We start from the raw sequence: 14,919 nt of genomic DNA on the forward strand, positions 1-14,919 counted from the left end.
CCATCTCTGATTGGTTCAATTAAAAGCCGAAACTAAGCGGTAACGGCTGTATTTAGCGCCAGCTCTATCATATTTTTAAAGGTTAACTGCCGTTCTTCTGCCGTGGTTTCTTCTCCTGTCAGGCAATGATCGGATACGGTTAATATAGCCAGCGCTTCAATATTAAACTGGTGTGCTAACGCGTATAACCCTGCCACTTCCATATCCACACCGAGCACACCAAATTTTTCCAGTGCAGGGATTAAATTCTCGTCAGGATCGTAATAAAGATCGCCGCTAAAAACATTGCCGACTTTAATATCGATACCGGCCTTCTGCGCCAGCGTCCACGCCTGCTGCAATAATGGGAAATGGGCGGATGTTGCCATCGCGTAGCCCGCGCTACGTTTAAGATTTGTGACTGAATCCGTTCCGGCAGCGACGGCCAGGATAATATCGCGCATTTTGACATGGTGTTGTGTAGCCCCTAAACTGCCGACGCGAATAATTCTTTGCACACCAAAATCATGTACCAGTTCATGGGCATAAAGCGTCATTGAAGGAATGCCCATTCCATGTCCCATCACCGAAACAGGTTGCCCAAAATATAAACCGGTATAGCCCAGCATATTACGTACATTGGTGACTTCGCGGTAATCCATTAGATAATTTTCGGCAATAAACTTAGCACGGAGCGGATCGCCCGGCATAATTACAGTTGGCGCAAAATCACCCGCTTTAGCATTAATATGTGCAGTCATAACAATTCCTGAATTATGGGTATTGAAAATATGCAGGGATTGTAACCAGACGCTTGTGAGGCGATTGAGGACAAAAGTCCTGCTCAGAGGATCGGCCTCTCATTTTTGAAAGTTTGTGGTGCAGGTATGTGGTAAAACGGAACACAGCGTGTTGGCCTTCTGGCGTACGGTGAATAACGTCAGCGCCCCGGCGCACAGAAGCAGTACGTTGCTCATGGCAAACGCGCACTGCCAGATAAAGGCGAGGACTGCGACGAGAACCAGGCGCAAGAAAGCGCCTCACCATCCGATTGTGGTCCCCCCAAATCCCCCCACCAGCGGCGCGGCCACTACCGTCGCCAGCAGCAGGGACTTAGGATTCATATTTATAATTCGTATGCAGAATAGCGCCATAGATAATTGCATTTCTGTCTCTTACCGCTCAATATTGTTTTTAAAGGAAGCTTATTGTTATTATCGTTTTCCATTCTAAGATTGAGTTATGCATGCCATGATCCCATTTAGATTTAGTGAGATGACTCACGCCGATATTCCTGCTGTTCAGTCGTTCCTTATTGAGCATCTTAATTTGTTCTTCAAGGCCGGTAGATCCATGCCTTCTGCCGAAGAAGATCTCTTTGATCTCGAACAACAGTATCTGTTACAGGAAAGGAATTTATTGCTTTGCGCATGGAGTGAAAAACAAGAATTAATCGCCACACTGGCGGTATGTCAATATAATGATCGTATTACTGAACTGCGTGGTCGCTATAACTTGCGTGAAACGGCAGAAATTTGTCGTTGCTACGTGGATGAGCGCTATCGTAGACAGGGGATTGGCAGCCAATTGTTTGCTTTAGCAGATGGTTTCTGCCAGCAACATCAATATAAAATTTTGTATCTTCATACCCATCATTTTTTACCAGGAGGTTATCACTTCTGGTTGCGTAAAAATTTTAAGGTGATTATGGATATGCAGGATGAATGGCAATTGGTACATATGGAGAGCACGCCAAAAAAGGACTCAAACGCTAATCCGCAGCATTTTTGATGGTAATCAATATGTTTTATGCGTAGAGATTGAATCATGCTTTTAATTTGATCAACATCAATCAATTCTCATTTAGCTTTCTGTTGTTATTTTCATTTATAGCATCACGCAAAGCAATATGTATGCAATGCATTGTTTTTACTTATTATTTTTAGAATAGCATTATCTTTTTACCTCTTACATTCCATGGTTGACCTTGTTAACAATTGCCGTTAGAGTCGCTTTCGACAGCATTTCATTACATTTTGTGTATGAATAGGAATATGGTGAGAATTATTTAATTCAATTCCATAACTGCCCCCGCAACTGTAGGCGGATGCAGAATATCCTTGTGTGGCTAATAAACCACTGGTCACTGTAAAGTTTATCTTTATGGGAAGGCTGATATTCTGATTACCGTGAGTCAGGAGACCTGCTGTCAACGATGTATACCATTGAGTGGACGGGATGGTCCATGGGATGAATTATTTGACACAAGCAGTAGTGTATTTATGAATAAGATTTTGGCTAAGTCAGAATTATTTGCATTTTTTGCATATCTTCATTCTTAAATTTCACGATTCAATGTCATCTATCTTCATGTCTCCTCCCGATATATGGAATGAAATGAGCCATGACCAGACCTTAAGATTCTGGCATCAACGGGACGATGACAATGCACGCTAATTCTACCTTTTACTCCTCTAAAAAAACGCTTCTGGCAGTTTTTAGTACCACTGCTCTACTGCTCGCTTCCGGTTTTTCTGACGCGGCAAAAACCGAATATCCTCTGACGATTAAAAACTGTGGTCACGATATTACCTTTAATCAGGCACCAACGCGCGTGGCAACGGTGGGTCAGAACAGTACCGAGATTCTCTATTCATTAGGGCTTGCCGATCGCGTCGTCGGTACTTCACTGTGGTTTGGCCCGGTACTGGATGCCTATAAAACAGAAAATGAAAAAGTTGCCGTTATTGCACAAAATATTCCGAGCTTTGAAGGAATTTTGGCTAAAAAACCGGATCTGGTCGCCAGTCAGTTTGAGTGGCAAATCGGACCCGCTGGCACGGTTGCCTCTTATGAACAGTTTAGTGAACTGAAAGTTCCTGTTTACACCGCGCCAGCTGACTGTGCGAAAGATAACGAAGATGGTGGTGATGGTGTCCGTAAAGGGATGTTTGATATCACCATGGTGTATCAGGAAGTCGCCGATCTGGCAAAAATCTTCGATGTTCAGGATAAAGGCGAAGCGCTGATTGCCAGCCTTAAAGCACGTGAAGCCGCAGCGAAAAATAAAATTACCGGTATTGATAAGAATGTTTCTGCCGTGTTCTGGTTTTCAAGCGCCGATTTACAGCTCGATCCTTACGTTGCCGGGAAGTTTGGCCCAGCAGCATGGATAACCCAAACACTGGGTGTGAAGAATGTGATTGATTCTGCCGAAGAATGGCCAACAGTGGGCTGGGAAACTATCGCTAAAGCTAATCCTTCTGTCATTGTGCTCGGCGAGATGAGCCGTCGCCGCTTCCCGGCAGATGACTGGAAGGTCAAGATGGAATACCTCAAGTCCGATCCTGTCACCAGGCTGGTTCCTGCCGTTAAGGAAAACCATCTGCCGGTCATTGACGTACAGACAATGAATGCTGGGATCAGAACTATTGATGGGCTGGAAAAACTGGCTGATGCCCTTGTTGAATATGGCTTAGCGCATCCGCAGGCTGCTCATTAATCTACGTTTTGCGCTATATCCTCGCACGGTATAGCGCATCTCTGTTACTCAGGAACGCAGATAATCATGAGTGATCCACGCAGGATGCGTCGTGCCCTTGGTCTGCTTGCGGTGAGAGTCGGTGGGCATGCCGTCTGGGTCAGTGCGCTGATGTGCTGCGTACTGCTGGCGGGGATTTCCATCGGCGAAACGCTGATCCCCTGGCGGCATGTACTCAGTACGCTGGCAAATCATCTTTTTGATACCCACTATCCTGTCGATGCGCTGGATGCTGGGATCGTCTGGAACTATCGCCTGACCCGAGCGCTGGTCTCTGCCAGTTGCGGTGCCTGCCTGGCTGTTTCCGGCGTAGTGTTACAGTCGTTGCTACGCAATGCACTCGCCGAACCTTATCTACTGGGGATTTCTGCCGGAGCATCCACCGGAGCGGTGCTGATTGCTCTCACCGGGCTTGGGGCCGGCATTATCAGCATGTCATTGGGGGCTTTCATTGGCGCGCTAACGGCATTTATGTTCGTTGCACTATTGGCAATGGCTGCTGGCGGTAGACAAGGCGGCGGTGTGACAACCCAAATCATTCTTGCCGGCATCGCCAGCTCGCAGCTTTTCAATGCAATTACGTCGCTTATCATCACCCGCTCAGCAAATGCCGAGCAAGCGCGCGGAATTATGTTCTGGTTGTTAGGTAATTTGAGCGGTGTACGCTGGCCCGATGTTGTCTTAGCCATTCCTACCGCTCTGGTCGGTATTGCGCTGTGCTTCTGTTATGCCCGCCATCTCGACGCCTTCTCCTTTGGCGCTGAGTCTGCGGCATCGTTGGGCATTCCAGTAAAACGTACCCGTGCAGTACTGATTGCCGCCGTCACCGGCATGACGGCAATTATGGTCTCCATTGTTGGTGCGATCGGCTTTGTCGGTCTGGTTATCCCACATGCCGCTCGTCTACTGGTCGGCAACCAGCATCATCGACTACTGCCAGTCAGTGCGCTTACCGGCGCGATTTTCCTCATTATCGCAGATGTTATTTCCCGCACGTTACTCCCCGGTCAGGTTCTACCAATAGGCGTGATCACCGCTCTGGTTGGCGCCCCTGCGTTTTCAATCATTCTGATTAGAGGAAACCAGAACAAATGACGGTGAATCTCGTATCTCCCCTTGTGAACTCTGCACAAGCCGTTCTTGAAGCCTGTAATCTGCGCTGGAAGGTTAAAGGTAAGACGATTGTTGATGACATTTCACTCAGCGTAACGCCCGGTGAGTTTGTCGGCATCATTGGTCCCAACGGCTCGGGCAAAACGTCACTGATTTCACTGCTGGCCGGTTTGCTGAAGCCGACCTCCGGGTACATCACTCTGCAACATAAGGCGCTACAGCATTATTCGCGGCGTCATCTTGCGCAACAGGTGGCGCTGGTCGAACAACAGGCTGACACCAGCGAGCGTCTTACCGCTTTACAAGCCGTTTCTCTGGGGCGAACACCCTGGCTTAGCCTGCTCTCCCCCTGGTCCGCTAAAGATGACGATATTGTGCAAACTATGCTGGAAAAGGTCGATCTCAGTGAATTACAGCATCGCTGCTGGCATACCTTTTCAGGGGGAGAAAAACAGCGTCTGCATATCGCCCGGGCGCTGGCGCAACAACCGCAGTTGTTGCTGATGGATGAGCCCACCAACCACCTCGACATTCAACATCAGATTAGCCTGCTGAGTCTGGTTAAACGTGAAAAGCTCACGGTGATTGCCGCTCTGCACGATCTTAATCACGCCGCGATGTTCTGCGATCGCATCATCGTAATGACGTCCGGACATATGGCGATGCAGGGGAAACCTTGCGCCGTTTTTACCCGCGAAAACCTCCACACCTGGTTTGGAATCGACGCCATCATTGAAATGGATGCGGGTAGTGAAAATTGTTTTATTCGTTATCAACGGCCTGATGAATTTTAAGGAAGAATCAATGAAATACCTCAAACAGAGTCTGCAAATTTTGTGTTTACTCGCCTTCGCCTCTTCTGCCTTCGCACAAACTCACGAAGTGTTGATGAAAAATCGTGGGGCTGGGGGACCAATGGTCTATGAGCCGGATTATCTGGAGATCCAGCCAGGGGATACGGTGAAGTTTATCCGTAAACATAAGAGCCACAACGCGGCTTCAATCGCTGAATTGTCTCCGGCTGGCTATCCTGGATTTATGGGAAAAATAGATGAAGAGATCGAAGTTACTTATGACAATGCCGGGTTTTACGGCATCAAATGTACACCGCATTACGCTCAGGGCATGGTGATGCTGATTAAGGTTGGAGATACCTCGTTACCAGAAAGCTACCGCGCGTTCAAAGCGCCGGGTGTTGCTGACAAGCGCTTTCAGGAAATTTACGCGCGTATCGATAAACGTTAATCCGCGATACTCAGGGAGGTATACGAGGTGGCAGATAATAAACTTCCAGATGGCGAAATCCAGGAACAGCGTAGGGAATGCCTGTGTAAACTGACTAAATTTGTCGGTGCCGCAGGCGTCGCGGCTGCCGTCTGGCCGCTGGTTTCGGCCTTGGGCCCGGATGAAAAAACGCTTGGGGAAAATGAACCGATTGATGTCTCTCTTGCAGGTGTTGCTGCTGGACAAACCGTCAGACGTGTATGGCAAGGAAGGTTGATTCTTATACACCATCGTACCCCAGATGAAATTATTACTGCCAGAAGTGCCGACCTGGATACGCTTATCGACCCACAGCCAGACAGCGCCAGGGTCTCTGCAGCCCATCCTCAATGGCTGGTGGTTCAAGGTTATTGCCCACATGCCGGGTGTGTACCCAACGCCCGACCGGGGGGGATGGGTTGGATCTGTCCGTGCCACGGTTCAGAGTTTGATACCTCCGGGCGCGTGACGCGCGGGCCCGCAACTGCCAACCTGGCAATCCCAGACTACGTTATTCATTCCGATGGGCAGGTCGTGCGTATCGGCACGAAGGAAGCCTGAAATGAGGAATGAACTTGTCTGTTCGCTTCGCGGACGTATCCCCTTCCCTCGCTCAGTTGCTGGACTCTGGGTGTTTGCAATCGGCGCTATCCTGCTGGTTATGCTCGGGGTGCAGATCCTTACGGGTATCGTGCTGGCGATGTTTTACGTGCCGACGGCTGAGCTGGCATTTGACTCCATTATTCATATTATGCGCGCGGTTCGCCATGGAGAGCTGTTACGCAACATGCATGCTATTGGCGCGTCGCTCTTTTTCTTTGCCTGCTATCTGCATATTTTTCGTGGTATGTACTACAACGTTTACCGCAAGCCCTGGACGACAATGTGGATGGTTAGCGTCACGCTGTATATCCTGCTGATGATGACCGCGTTTCTTGGTTATAGCCTCATCTGGGGGCAAAAAAGCTACTGGGCGGCAACGGTCATTACCCGCTTTGCCCAGGCTATTCCATGGGTAGGGGATACGCTTTACGCATATTTAGTCGGCAGCCATACGCCGGGTACGCCGATGCTTGGCCGCTTTTTTGTTATCCACTTTATTCTTCCCTTTGTGATTGTCGTCGCCACGGTTATTCATATACGTACCGTACAGTCGGCGTTTGCCCAGGCGATGAAAAAGAAGTTTAGCGAGAAAGAGTCCAGGAGCCTGTTGTTCGATTACAAAATTACCGATCTCGATGCTATCAAAATCACTCTTTTTTTGATGGTTTTCGCCTGGTTTTTATTCTTCGCGCCGCACTATCTGAGCAGCGCCGACAACTTTATTACTGCGGACCCAACGATTACACCCGCGATTGTTGCACCAGAATGGTATTTCCTTCCCTTCTTCTCTATCTTGCGCTGCTTCCCGAATGAATTCGTGGGGCTAGCTGCGATGTGCAGCTCAATACTGATTTTCTATTTTCTACCCTGGCTTGATACTTCCCGGGCTCGTTTTCGCCATTACAGCAAACTGGTTAAGTGCGGATTCTGGCTATGGGTTATTAATGCCTTCTTTTTAGGCTGGTTAGGGTCGAAAGCGCTGGTTGGCCCGGATCTTTTTGATGGCTTTCGTAATGAAGAGGGCTGGATCCGTGCCGCATCCCAGCTTTCGACACTGATTTGGTTTGCCTGGTTTTTAATCGTCTTACCTTGCCGTCGTTTTTTGGAAAAACAGGATTGAGGATGAAACAACTATTGAAATTCAGCGTCCTGTTCTTTTCTCTGTTGGGGCTGGGTTCCTCATATGCGCAGGAAGCCACGCCTGAACGCCAGGAATGGAGCTTCAGCGGCATTACCGGTCAATATGATAAGGAACAGCTTAGACGTGGCCTGCAGGTTTATGAAGAGAAGTGTCGCGCTTGTCACGGCATGAAACATCTTACCTTTCGGACGTTGACCAGGCCCGGTGGTCCGGAACTCACGGTTGAAGAAGCGAGAAGTATCGCCAGCGGCTATCAGTTTCCTGCGATTCAGGATGACGGCCAGATAAGTGAGCGCGACGGTACGCTAAATGACAGCTTTATATCACCATATCTAAACGAGCAGGAAGCACGCTACCTTAACAATGGCGCTGAACCCGTTGACCTGAGCTATATCGTCCGTGCCCGTTCATACGATCGCGGATTCCCACAATTTTTGTTAGATGCTTTTTTGCCCTACACGGACCAGGGGGCAGATTACGTTTACGCGCTGCTAACCGGCTATCTGCCTGCCGATCCTGAACTGAAGGCTAATCGCTATTTTCCTGGCGGTGTGATTAACATGCCAAAACCGCTGACGAGTGGGGAGATCCAATGGAGCCCGGCGTCGAAAAAAGCTGAAACTGAGGAGCAATACGCCAGGGATGTTACCGCCTTTCTGGCATGGGCTGCCGACCCGGCGCTCTCTGAACGCAAGCAACAGGGAAATTACGTTATGGGCTATCTGGCTATTATGTTGGGCTTGCTATGGCTATTACGACGAATGAAGAGGCGTTCGCTCATGTAGGTCTTGCGAGACGGGGGATTACTCAGTTCACCAGCATTCAACTGGTCAGCTGCGCTGTTGCCCTTGCGCGACTAAGACAAGTAAAGGAAGGCAAAATATAAACCGAGCAAAATGAAAAAACCCCAAGCTATTTTATAGCTTGGGGTTTATGTTTGGCGGAAGCGTAGAGATTCGAACTCTAGAACCCTTTCGGGTCGCCGGTTTTCAAGACCGGTGCCTTCAACCGCTCGGCCACGCTTCCAATGAGGCGCACTATAAACATCCCGAACGGACCTGTAAAGCACCAATGTGTTCGTTTGCCTGAAAAACAGCCAAAATGTTGTTAATCGACTGAAATAACAACAGATTGACCATTTATTCAGCACGAATACCGGCTATAGCGCTTAATGTTTTTTGATGTACATATCTTTGGTGTAGTAATTTCCCCGGTTATCTGGCGCAAATCCCCCCACCCACGGCTTCACGAGATGCGTGCGGACGTAGTGGTAAACCGGAATCGCTGGCACATCCTCACCTAAAAGGTCTTCAGCCTGCTGATAGTATTTGCCTCGTTCTTCCAGCGAAGTTGCTTTCGCCGCATTACGCATCGCTTCATCAAAGGCGGGGTTGCTGTACTTGGTGGTATTCTCGCTATCACCGGTACGGAAAATATTGAGGAAACTTGAGGCATCATCATAGTCGGCTATCCACGCATAGCGCACGACGTCAAAATTACCGGTGTGCATGGTGTCCAGCATGGTTTTCCATTCCTGGTTTTGCAGCTTCGCCTCGACGCCAAGGTTTTTCTTCCACATCGACGATGCGGCAATCGCAATACGCTGGTGCGTTTCGAAGGTGTTGTAGAGCAGATTCAAGCTAAGCGGATGCTCAGGACCAAAACCGGCTTCAGCAAGCAGTTTTTTGGCTTCAGCAATACGTTTTTCAAGCGGCCATGACGCATACTCCGGCGCATGCAGTTTCACCCCACCTATTTCCGGCTGGCTGATAACCCACGCTGCTCGCTGCCCCTGTCCCATTACCTTTTGCGCAATGATGTCTTTATCCAACGCCATATTCAGCGCCCGGCGCACGCGCGGATCATTAAACGGCGGGCGGGTTGTATTGAACTGATAGTAATACGTTGAAAGCTGGGGCGAGACATGCAGTTCATCCCCCATCGTTTTTTTCAGTTGCGCGAACTGATTGACCGGTACGCTATACACTATGTCGATTTCACCGGCCTTATAGCGATTTACGTCAGCCGACTCTGAGCTAATGGGCAAATAAGTAACTTTATTAATAACCGTATTCCGATCGTCCCAGTAATGTGGATTACGCTCGGCAACGATGCGCTCATTGACCACCCATTGCGATAGTTTGTACGCCCCGCTGCTGACAAAATGTTCTGGCCGGGTCCACTTATCACCAAAACGGCCTATCAGCACTTTATCCAGCGGGACCAGCGATGGATGCGCCAGCATCGCCAGAAATGCCGCCGTCGGTTGCGTCAGGGTAATTTCCAGCGTGGTATCATCCAGGGCTTTGACCCCTAGTGTAGCGGGATCTTTATTCCCCTGGGCAATATCAACCGCGTTCGCAACATGCATATTGCCCAGATACGAAGCATAAGGTGAAGCCGTTTGCGGCGAGACCAGACGCTGCCAGCTCCAGACGACATCCTGTGCGGTAATAGCAGATCCATCTGACCAGGTTATGCCCGGGCGTAAATGGAAGGTCCAGACGGTGTTGCCTTTATTCTCCCAGGATGCGGCTAGACGGGGTTCGATAGACCCATCCGGCTTAACAGCCACCAGACCGTCGAACATATCGCTGATTAAATTAAACTCAACGTTGCTTTCGACTTTATGCGGATCCAGCGATGCCGGCTCACTACCGTTGTTTCTGACCAGCTCCTGCTTTTCTGCAAGTAATGTTCCTGCTGGAACATTTGCCGCCCTCACCGCGCCGTTTATAGACATCAAACAGACAGCCAACAGCGTAAACGTCAATATCTTCGATTTATGTTGAATCATTCCCTTTACCTTATTGCTCTGTTTTATGTAGACACCGCTGTCACTGTCAGAGAGATTCAGGAATAACGCAATATTTTTCAGTTACCTGGTAGATAGCGATCTGACATTTTTGCACATACAGTGCTAACATCTAATTCGGGAACTTTTGTTGAAATAATATGCTTAAGTCTGGCGGGTTAAAATGCGTAAAGATGGGTAAAACCGCTGTGTCATTCCCCTTGATTTCATTATCCTCCATCATTAATTACATCTGTCATAAGAGAGTGACTCATGGATCGTATTATTAGTTCTTCGCGCGAGCGTACATCGCTACTCAGCACGCATAAGGTGCTGCGCAATACCTATTTCCTGCTCAGCCTGACGCTGGCGTTTTCAGCGATCACTGCGACCGCCAGTACCGTACTGATGTTACCTTCTCCGGGACTTATCCTGACGCTGGTGGGTATGTATGGTCTGATGTTCCTGACCTACAAAACGGCAGATAAACCGGTAGGTATTTTGTCAGCGTTCGCTTTCACTGGCTTCCTGGGCTACATCCTGGGACCAATGCTGAATACATACTTGTCTGCAGGCATGGGTGATGTTATCGCCATGGCGCTGGGCGGTACGGCGCTGGTCTTCTTCAGCTGCTCGGCCTATGTGCTGACCACGCGTAAAGATATGTCCTTCCTCGGCGGTATGCTGATGGCGGGTGTTGTGGTGGTGTTGATTGGTATGGTTGCAAATATCTTCCTGCAACTGCCAGCATTACATCTGGCAATCAGCGCGGTGTTCATTCTGATTTCTTCAGGCGCAATCCTGTTTGAAACCAGCAATATCATCCGCGGTGGTGAAACCAACTATATTCGTGCCACCGTTAGCCTGTATGTTTCGCTGTACAACATCTTCGTCAGTCTGCTGAGCATTCTGGGCTTCGCTAGCCGCGATTAAGATATCCACACGCATTATCCAGCCCCGCTTATGCGGGGCTTTCTTTTTTGGTAAACTGCCGCCAGTTTGACTAACGCAGTGACGAATTATGTTGATCTTTGAAGGTAAAGAAATCAGTACCGATAGCGAAGGCTATCTGAAAGATACCACGCTGTGGAGCGAGCCGCTGGCGGAGAAAATCGCCGAAAATGAAGGCATTACGCTCTCCGCAGAACACTGGGAAGTGGTGCGTTTCGTACGCGAGTTTTATCTCGAGTTTAATACCTCCCCCGCTATCCGGATGCTGGTAAAAGCGATGGCCAACAAGTTTGGCGAAGAGAAAGGCAACAGCCGTTATCTCTACCGCCTGTTCCCGAAAGGTCCGGCCAAGCAGGCGACGAAAATTGCCGGCCTGCCGAAACCGGTGAAATGTATTTAATAGCGGATACTAAATCCCTTTAGCTCGCCGCCAGGGCGATGTGGTTCACTGAGGACCCGGTCAACCCTGGCGCTGCTCGGCCCCCCGGCTTTCAACCACTTCATCAACTGTTCTACCCGATCGCTTTCGCCACAGGCAACAACCTCTACGCTACCGTCATTCATATTCTTCGCGTATCCGGCCAAACCCAGTCGTTGTGCCTCATGCTGGGTGGTATAGCGAAATCCTACCCCCTGAACCCGGCCATAGACCCAGGCGATTATGCAGACATTCGACATTGTGGTTCTCCTTATCAACGTAAATGAAAGAACAGTTGCCGAGCTCTCAGCGCACCTGTTTCGGCAAACATCCATAATGCTGGCGAAATCTTGCGGTAAACCGAGAACCTGACAGATAGCCACAGCGTAACGCAATTTCGCCAATTGGCAGCGTGGTCGATTGCAACTGAGAAAGTGCACAGGACATGCGCACCTCTTCGACAATTTGCCGGTAACTCTGTGATTCCATCTGCAATCGTCTGCGCAACGTTGAGGTACCGATGGACAGATGACCGGCAATCTCCTGAGCTGTCCATAGCTTAGCAGGGGATAACATAATAAGTTGTCGCACCTGTTCAGTGAGATTAAACCGTCGCTCAATAAGCAGAGGCGCTGCCACACCATCATGCAGCAGCGCCAGCAATAATCCCATCGCCTGGTGCTCTTGCAGTTTGGCAGGTAAGTCCTGACGTACGGCACCCAGCAAGCTTTCCCACATAAATGCCAGCCCGTTGCTCATGGGCGTGCATAGCGACGTCAGTTTTGCCGGTGGGAAATCCTCGACCCAGTTTTTTTTGAACGCGGTAATGATGTGCGTCGACAGCAACAGCAAATCCGAGCGAAACGCCCCCCGCTCCGGCTGATTAATAATCTCCAGAGGCGTATTGGCTGGGATGATAATTAGCTCGCCCGGCCCTGCAACAAGGCGATTTTCATCCTGAATAATGACCTTACTTCCCTGCGTAATATGGCAAATAGCAGCAGAAAACAGTTTAACTCGGTGCAGACGGTGCAGTTGGCCGGAACGCACCTCAGCGGTGGTAAGGTTGTTATGGCGAAAATGTACATCCTGCACCAGAGTATCCTCTTTATTATCTTGCGTAAGTGGCGGTTAATTCAGCTTTGGCAATCACGTGGCTGTTCAACATAAAACCGACCAGCGCGCCGCTGGCGTTACTGTCAATTGGCAACGCGTCGGTATTTAACGCCCATACGGTAAACTGATAGCGATGAGGTTTATCGCCCAGTGGTGGACAGGCGCCACCGAATCCAGCATAACCGAAATCATTGCGTCCCTGAACTGCTCCAGCGGGTAACTTATTCATGCTGGCCCCGCCAGGAAGAGTGTGGATCTTGGCCGGAATATTTACGATGGTCCAGTGCCACCAGCCGCTTCCCGTTGGCGCATCAGGATCAAACAGCGTAATGGCAAAACTTTTGGTATCAGCTGGCGGATTTTGCCAGCTCAGCTGAGGGGAAATATTGTCGCCACTGCAGCCAAATCCCTTAAACACCTGTTTTGGCGTTAATTGCAGGTTAGCAGGTATGTCGGTGCTGGTGAGGCGAAACGTCGAGGCCGCGGAGACATCAAAACTCAACGCAACAATGGCGGCAGTAGCCAGAGAGTAGACAGCTTTCATTGTATTTCCTTTTTCTCATTAAGAAATAGCAATGTAAGCTGCGGGCATAAAAGAAACTGTGCCTCTGTGATAGCATTTTGTGCCGAAACGCTCAACGCCATACGCTAATGATTGACCTCATCATCTGTGCTACTCTACGCGCCATTTTATTTTAATGGTTTCAGGCTGGTACTTTACTCCAGCCCGCGTCACTGTTTGTGAGAGGTTGCTCCGCATGACTGAATCTACAATTCCACATTATCCTCGTTTAGTGTTAGCCAAAGGGCGCGAAAAATCATTACTGCGCCGCCATCCGTGGGTATTTTCCGGTGCTGTCGCACGTATGGAAGGTAAAGCCAACCTCGGTGAAACCATCGATATTGTTGACCATCAGGGTAAATGGTTAGCACGCGGCGCGTACTCACCCGCGTCGCAGATCCGTGCACGCGTCTGGACATTCGACAAGTCTGAGTCCATCGATATTGATTTCTTCACCCGTCGTCTGCAGCAGGCGCAGACATGGCGTGACTGGCTGGCGAAAAAAGACGGTCTGGATAGCTACCGTCTGATCGCCGGAGAATCCGATGGCCTGCCGGGCATCACCATTGACCGCTTCGGCAACTTCCTGGTGTTACAGTTGCTCAGTGCAGGGGCTGAATACCAACGCGCCGCGCTGATTAGCGCTCTGCAAATTGTTTTCCCGGACTGCGCCATTTATGACCGTAGCGATGTGGCCGTGCGTAAAAAAGAAGGTATGGAGCTGACTCAAGGGCCAGTAACGGGTGAGCTTCCGCCAGCCCTGCTGCCAATTGAAGAGCACGGAATGAAGCTGCTGGTTGATATTCAGCATGGTCACAAAACCGGCTATTACCTCGATCAACGCGACAGTCGCCTGGCCACGCGTCGTTATGTGGAAAATCAGCGTGTGCTGAACTGTTTCTCTTATACCGGTGGCTTTGCGGTCTCAGCATTAATGGGCGGATGCCGTCAGGTCGTCAGCGTTGACACCTCTCAGGAAGCGCTCGATATTGCGCGCCAGAACGTGGAACTAAACAAGCTGGATCTGAGCAAAGCCGAGTTCGTGCGTGATGATGTATTCAAACTTCTGCGAGCTTATCGCGATCGTGGTGAGAAATTCGACGTCATCGTGATGGATCCGCCGAAATTTGTCGAAAACAAAAGCCAGTTGATGGGCGCCTGCCGCGGCTATAAGGACATCAATATGCTGGCTATTCAGTTGCTCAATCCGGGCGGCGTGCTGCTGACTTTCTCCTGCTCTGGGCTTATGACCACCGATTTATTTCAGAAAATCATCGCTGATGCCGCAATAGATGCTGGGCGTGATGTACAATTTATAGAGCAGTTCCGTCAGGCCGCCGATCACCCGGTGATCGCTACCTACCCGGAAGGGCTGTATCTGAAAGGGTTTGCCTGTCGCATCATGTAACTTGAAAAGTGGAATATTACCCTTACATAG

At 49.6% G+C, this 14,919-nt stretch carries 18 protein-coding genes, 1 tRNA gene and 1 riboswitch; of the genes, 12 read left to right on the plus strand and 7 right to left on the minus strand.

Annotated elements, in window-relative coordinates; all coding sequences use genetic code 11:
• Positions 1-32: 32 nt before the first annotated feature.
• Positions 33-740 carry a purine-nucleoside phosphorylase gene (deoD, locus tag OGY83_RS08075; RefSeq protein ID WP_079938014.1) on the minus strand — a complete coding sequence of 236 codons (708 nt, stop codon included), beginning with the start codon at positions 738-740 and terminating at the stop codon, positions 33-35.
• A 99-nt stretch (positions 741-839) separates the two neighbouring features.
• A complete protein-coding gene (locus OGY83_RS08080) occupies positions 840-1,010 on the minus strand; it encodes a hypothetical protein (protein WP_158605713.1) in 171 nt (56 codons plus the stop codon).
• Here OGY83_RS08080 and OGY83_RS25300 point away from each other — a divergent pair.
• The 9 genes from OGY83_RS25300 to OGY83_RS08120 all read left to right on the plus strand — a co-directional run bounded on the left by OGY83_RS25300 (position 969) and on the right by OGY83_RS08120 (position 8,425).
• A complete protein-coding gene (locus OGY83_RS25300; protein ID WP_502873098.1) occupies positions 969-1,127 on the plus strand; it encodes an AcrVA2 family anti-CRISPR protein in 159 nt (52 codons plus the stop codon). The two genes, OGY83_RS08080 and OGY83_RS25300, sit on opposite strands and share 42 nt — an antisense overlap.
• 103 nt (positions 1,128-1,230) lie before the next feature.
• Positions 1,231-1,770, plus strand: a complete 540-nt coding sequence (locus OGY83_RS08085) for a GNAT family N-acetyltransferase (RefSeq protein ID WP_172313150.1) — start codon at positions 1,231-1,233, stop codon at positions 1,768-1,770.
• 211 nt (positions 1,771-1,981) lie between these two features.
• A riboswitch (cobalamin riboswitch) is annotated at positions 1,982-2,204 on the plus strand.
• 221 nt (positions 2,205-2,425) lie between these two features.
• A complete protein-coding gene (locus tag OGY83_RS08090; RefSeq protein ID WP_286635657.1) occupies positions 2,426-3,481 on the plus strand; it encodes an ABC transporter substrate-binding protein in 1,056 nt (351 codons plus the stop codon).
• A 66-nt stretch (positions 3,482-3,547) separates the two neighbouring features.
• Positions 3,548-4,615, plus strand: a complete 1,068-nt coding sequence (locus OGY83_RS08095; RefSeq protein ID WP_286635658.1) for a FecCD family ABC transporter permease — start codon at positions 3,548-3,550, stop codon at positions 4,613-4,615.
• A complete protein-coding gene (locus tag OGY83_RS08100; RefSeq protein ID WP_286635659.1) occupies positions 4,612-5,427 on the plus strand; it encodes an ABC transporter ATP-binding protein in 816 nt (271 codons plus the stop codon). Before OGY83_RS08095 ends, OGY83_RS08100 begins: the two co-directional genes overlap by 4 nt.
• Before the next feature lie 10 nt (positions 5,428-5,437).
• Positions 5,438-5,878, plus strand: coding sequence for a pseudoazurin (locus OGY83_RS08105; RefSeq protein ID WP_286635660.1), 441 nt, complete (start codon positions 5,438-5,440; stop codon positions 5,876-5,878).
• 27 nt (positions 5,879-5,905) lie between these two features.
• A complete protein-coding gene (petA, locus tag OGY83_RS08110; protein ID WP_003832018.1) occupies positions 5,906-6,457 on the plus strand; it encodes a ubiquinol-cytochrome c reductase iron-sulfur subunit in 552 nt (183 codons plus the stop codon).
• 1 nt (position 6,458) lies between these two features.
• Positions 6,459-7,619 (plus strand): cytochrome b, encoded by a 1,161-nt coding sequence (locus OGY83_RS08115; RefSeq protein WP_286635661.1) that lies wholly within the window; start codon positions 6,459-6,461, stop codon positions 7,617-7,619.
• Between the two features lie 2 nt (positions 7,620-7,621).
• Complete coding sequence (locus OGY83_RS08120; RefSeq protein ID WP_286635662.1) at positions 7,622-8,425, plus strand: cytochrome c1; 804 nt, start codon at positions 7,622-7,624, stop codon at positions 8,423-8,425.
• Between the two features lie 153 nt (positions 8,426-8,578).
• On the opposite strand, the gene OGY83_RS08125 is transcribed toward OGY83_RS08120, so the two are convergent.
• Both OGY83_RS08125 and OGY83_RS08130 read right to left on the minus strand, forming a co-directional pair.
• Positions 8,579-8,666, minus strand: a tRNA-Ser gene (locus tag OGY83_RS08125).
• A 142-nt stretch (positions 8,667-8,808) separates the two neighbouring features.
• The gene (locus OGY83_RS08130; protein WP_286635663.1) at positions 8,809-10,437 is read right to left on the minus strand and encodes an ABC transporter substrate-binding protein; all 1,629 of its coding nucleotides are present in this window, start codon (positions 10,435-10,437) and stop codon (positions 8,809-8,811) included.
• A gap of 270 nt (positions 10,438-10,707) precedes the next feature.
• Here OGY83_RS08130 and yccA point away from each other — a divergent pair, with 270 nt between their 5' ends.
• Both yccA and tusE read left to right on the plus strand, forming a co-directional pair.
• On the plus strand, positions 10,708-11,367 hold the full coding sequence (yccA, locus tag OGY83_RS08135) for an FtsH protease modulator YccA (protein WP_008784297.1): 660 nt from the start codon (positions 10,708-10,710) through the stop codon (positions 11,365-11,367).
• Positions 11,368-11,455: 88 nt separating this feature from the next.
• Positions 11,456-11,785: a sulfurtransferase TusE gene (tusE, locus tag OGY83_RS08140; RefSeq protein ID WP_181508938.1), complete on the plus strand. Its 330-nt coding sequence runs from the start codon at positions 11,456-11,458 to the stop codon at positions 11,783-11,785.
• Here the strand turns inward: tusE and yccX are convergent.
• Genes yccX through OGY83_RS08155 form a run of 3 tightly spaced genes read right to left on the minus strand, consistent with a single transcriptional unit; the run spans position 11,782 to position 13,463 of the window.
• Positions 11,782-12,063, minus strand: a complete 282-nt coding sequence (gene yccX / locus OGY83_RS08145) for an acylphosphatase (protein ID WP_079938024.1) — start codon at positions 12,061-12,063, stop codon at positions 11,782-11,784. The two genes, tusE and yccX, sit on opposite strands and share 4 nt — an antisense overlap.
• Before the next feature lie 46 nt (positions 12,064-12,109).
• On the minus strand, positions 12,110-12,898 hold the full coding sequence (locus OGY83_RS08150; RefSeq protein ID WP_286635664.1) for a helix-turn-helix transcriptional regulator: 789 nt from the start codon (positions 12,896-12,898) through the stop codon (positions 12,110-12,112).
• Positions 12,899-12,914: 16 nt separating this feature from the next.
• Complete coding sequence (locus OGY83_RS08155) at positions 12,915-13,463, minus strand: YbhB/YbcL family Raf kinase inhibitor-like protein (protein WP_286635665.1); 549 nt, start codon at positions 13,461-13,463, stop codon at positions 12,915-12,917.
• A gap of 214 nt (positions 13,464-13,677) precedes the next feature.
• Between OGY83_RS08155 and rlmI the strand changes: the two genes are divergently transcribed.
• The gene (gene rlmI, locus OGY83_RS08160) at positions 13,678-14,889 is read left to right on the plus strand and encodes a 23S rRNA (cytosine(1962)-C(5))-methyltransferase RlmI (RefSeq protein ID WP_048227015.1); all 1,212 of its coding nucleotides are present in this window, start codon (positions 13,678-13,680) and stop codon (positions 14,887-14,889) included.
• Positions 14,890-14,919 lie beyond the last annotated feature (30 nt).

It is taken from the genome of Citrobacter sp. Cpo090, from assembly GCF_030332665.1.
Classification (GTDB): Bacteria; Pseudomonadota; Gammaproteobacteria; order Enterobacterales; family Enterobacteriaceae; genus Citrobacter; species Citrobacter portucalensis.

Coding starts and splice junctions, on each gene's coding strand:
- deoD (WP_079938014.1), bottom strand. CDS start 740: ATGACTGCACATATTAATGCTAAAGCGGGTGATTTTGCGCCAACTGTA.
- OGY83_RS08085 (WP_172313150.1), top strand. CDS start 1,231: ATGATCCCATTTAGATTTAGTGAGATGACTCACGCCGATATTCCTGCT.
- OGY83_RS08090 (WP_286635657.1), top strand. CDS start 2,426: ATGCACGCTAATTCTACCTTTTACTCCTCTAAAAAAACGCTTCTGGCA.
- OGY83_RS08095 (WP_286635658.1), top strand. CDS start 3,548: ATGAGTGATCCACGCAGGATGCGTCGTGCCCTTGGTCTGCTTGCGGTG.
- OGY83_RS08100 (WP_286635659.1), top strand. CDS start 4,612: ATGACGGTGAATCTCGTATCTCCCCTTGTGAACTCTGCACAAGCCGTT.
- OGY83_RS08105 (WP_286635660.1), top strand. CDS start 5,438: ATGAAATACCTCAAACAGAGTCTGCAAATTTTGTGTTTACTCGCCTTC.
- OGY83_RS08115 (WP_286635661.1), top strand. CDS start 6,459: ATGAGGAATGAACTTGTCTGTTCGCTTCGCGGACGTATCCCCTTCCCT.
- OGY83_RS08120 (WP_286635662.1), top strand. CDS start 7,622: ATGAAACAACTATTGAAATTCAGCGTCCTGTTCTTTTCTCTGTTGGGG.
- OGY83_RS08130 (WP_286635663.1), bottom strand. CDS start 10,437: ATGATTCAACATAAATCGAAGATATTGACGTTTACGCTGTTGGCTGTC.
- yccA (WP_008784297.1), top strand. CDS start 10,708: ATGGATCGTATTATTAGTTCTTCGCGCGAGCGTACATCGCTACTCAGC.
- tusE (WP_181508938.1), top strand. CDS start 11,456: ATGTTGATCTTTGAAGGTAAAGAAATCAGTACCGATAGCGAAGGCTAT.
- yccX (WP_079938024.1), bottom strand. CDS start 12,063: ATGTCGAATGTCTGCATAATCGCCTGGGTCTATGGCCGGGTTCAGGGG.
- OGY83_RS08155 (WP_286635665.1), bottom strand. CDS start 13,463: ATGAAAGCTGTCTACTCTCTGGCTACTGCCGCCATTGTTGCGTTGAGT.
- rlmI (WP_048227015.1), top strand. CDS start 13,678: ATGACTGAATCTACAATTCCACATTATCCTCGTTTAGTGTTAGCCAAA.